This window comes from Pseudomonas sp. PS01299, assembly GCF_029960145.1.
GTDB classification, from domain to species: Bacteria; Pseudomonadota; Gammaproteobacteria; order Pseudomonadales; family Pseudomonadaceae; genus Aquipseudomonas; species Aquipseudomonas putida_A.
This window is the reverse complement of the sequence record NZ_JASCPO010000440.1, coordinates 1-2,118: the sequence shown is the minus strand read 5'-3', so window position 1 is coordinate 2,118 and position 2,118 is coordinate 1. Positions and strand designations below refer to the sequence as shown.

The following is a 2,118-nucleotide window of genomic DNA, read 5'->3' as shown; positions in this document are numbered from 1 at the left end:
AGCGTCGAGTCAGTCACTCAATCAGTCAACAGACCCACCGCTTTCGCGAGCAAGCCCGCTCCCACATCGAGTATTCCAATTCTGATTTTTTGTCGGACAAAAAACCCGCCAATCAGCCCCGCCGCGCCGCTGAATCGCATCAGTAACGCCGGTAACACTCCCCTCGTAACAATGCGGTAACACACGCAATTGACTTCCGCTTGGCTCCTCACGACTATAGGCGTCCCGCTGCCGCCAACCCGGCACATACGGGCGCAATCCAGGCCTTATAAGCACGACAAAAGAGCGTGCGCCTGAGTAGACGAAGAATCACGCGCGTTACTCGCAGTAGTTTCCAGAGCGCCTGAACGAGGATTTTTTACATGCCAGCCATCACCCTGACCACGCTCCAGAGCCTCAAGCAGAAAGGTGAAAAGATCACCATGCTGACCTGCTATGACGCGACCTTCGCCCACGCCTGCAACGAGGCCGGTGTCGAAGTGCTGCTGGTGGGCGACTCCCTCGGCATGGTTCTGCAAGGGCACGACAGCACCTTGCCGGTGACCATCGCAGAAATGGCCTACCACACCGCGTGCGTCAAACGCGGCAACACCGACGCCCTGATCCTGGCCGACCTGCCGTTCATGGCCAACGCCACTATCGAACAAACCCTGACCAACAGCGCCACGCTGATGCAGGCCGGCGCGCACATGATCAAGGTCGAAGGCGCGCTGTGGCTGGCGGAGTCGATCCGCCTGCTGGCCGAACGCGGTGTGCCGGTCTGCGCGCACATGGGCCTGACCCCACAAGCGGTGAACATTCTTGGCGGCTATAAAGTGCAGGGCCGCAACGAGAACCAGGCGCGGCAGATGCGTGCCGACGCGATCTCGCTGGAACAGGCTGGCGCAGCCATGCTGCTGCTCGAATGCGTGCCGAGCGAACTGGCCGCCGAAATCAGCCAGGCCGTGAAGATTCCGGTCATCGGCATCGGCGCCGGTAGCGATACCGACGGCCAGGTACTGGTGCTGCACGACATGCTCGGCCTGTCGATCACCGGTCGCGTGCCGAAATTCGTGAAGAACTTCATGAACGGCCAAGACAGCATCCAGTCAGCATTGAAGGCTTATGTTAATGAAGTCAAAGGCGTCACGTTCCCTGGGATCGAACACGGATTCTCTGCATGAACACCGTTAAAACCGTACGCGAACTGCGCGCCGCCGTGGCCCGCGCCCGCAGTGAAGGCAAGCGCATCGGCTTCGTGCCGACCATGGGCAACCTGCACAGCGGCCATGTCGCGCTGATCACCAAAGCCACCCAGCGCGTGGACTTCGTGGTCGCGAGCATTTTCGTCAACCCGCTGCAGTTCGGCGCCGGCGAAGACCTCGACAAGTACCCGCGCACCCTGGCGGCGGATCAGGAAAAGCTGCTGCAAGCCGGCTGCCACTTGCTGTTCGCCCCGACCGTCGAAGAGATGTACCCCGACGGCATGGCCGGGCAGACCCGGGTCAGCGTGCCGCAACTGTCCGAAGGCCTGTGCGGCGCTAGCCGTCCGGGGCACTTCGAGGGCGTGGCGACGGTGGTCAGCAAGCTGTTCAACATGGTTCAGCCGGATCTGGCGATCTTCGGCCAGAAAGACTTCCAGCAACTGGCGGTGATCCGCGCGCTGGTGCATGACCTGAACATGCCAATCCAGATCATCGGCGAACCGACCGTGCGTGCGGCCGATGGCCTGGCGCTGTCGTCGCGCAACGGCTTCCTCAGCGAAGATCAACGCGCGGTGGCGCCAGTGGTCTACCGCACCCTGAGCGCGATTGCCGAGTCGATCAAACAAGGTGAGCGCGACTACCCGGCACTGATCGCCGCTCAGGTGCAAAAGCTGGAAGCCGCCGGCCTGCGTCCTGATTACCTGGAAATCCGTCATGCCCTGACCTTGCGTCCGGCGACGGCAGAAGACCGCGATCTGGTGATTCTGGTGGCGGCGTTCCTCGGCACCACGCGGTTGATCGACAACCTGCACCTGAACCTCGATACCCCAGTCTAAAAAACACCGCAATACCCCTGTGGGAGCGGGCTTGCTCGCGAATGCGGTGCATCATTCAGCAGATAGGTTGACTGACACACCGCATTCGCGAGCAAGCC

Annotated in this window: 2 protein-coding genes; both read left to right on the top strand. The window is 61.5% G+C overall.

Annotated features, from left to right (window positions below; translation table 11 throughout):
* The first annotated feature begins 362 nt into the window (after positions 1–362).
* Positions 363–1,163 carry a 3-methyl-2-oxobutanoate hydroxymethyltransferase gene (gene panB / locus QMX91_RS30785; RefSeq protein ID WP_135296579.1) on the top strand — a complete coding sequence of 267 codons (801 nt, stop codon included), beginning with the start codon at positions 363–365 and terminating at the stop codon, positions 1,161–1,163.
* Positions 1,160–2,020, top strand: coding sequence for a pantoate--beta-alanine ligase (panC, locus tag QMX91_RS30780; RefSeq protein ID WP_282413875.1), 861 nt, complete (start codon positions 1,160–1,162; stop codon positions 2,018–2,020). Before panB ends, panC begins: the two co-directional genes overlap by 4 nt.
* Positions 2,021–2,118 lie beyond the last annotated feature (98 nt).

Coding starts and splice junctions, on each gene's coding strand:
- panB (WP_135296579.1), top strand. CDS start 363: ATGCCAGCCATCACCCTGACCACGCTCCAGAGCCTCAAGCAGAAAGGT.
- panC (WP_282413875.1), top strand. CDS start 1,160: ATGAACACCGTTAAAACCGTACGCGAACTGCGCGCCGCCGTGGCCCGC.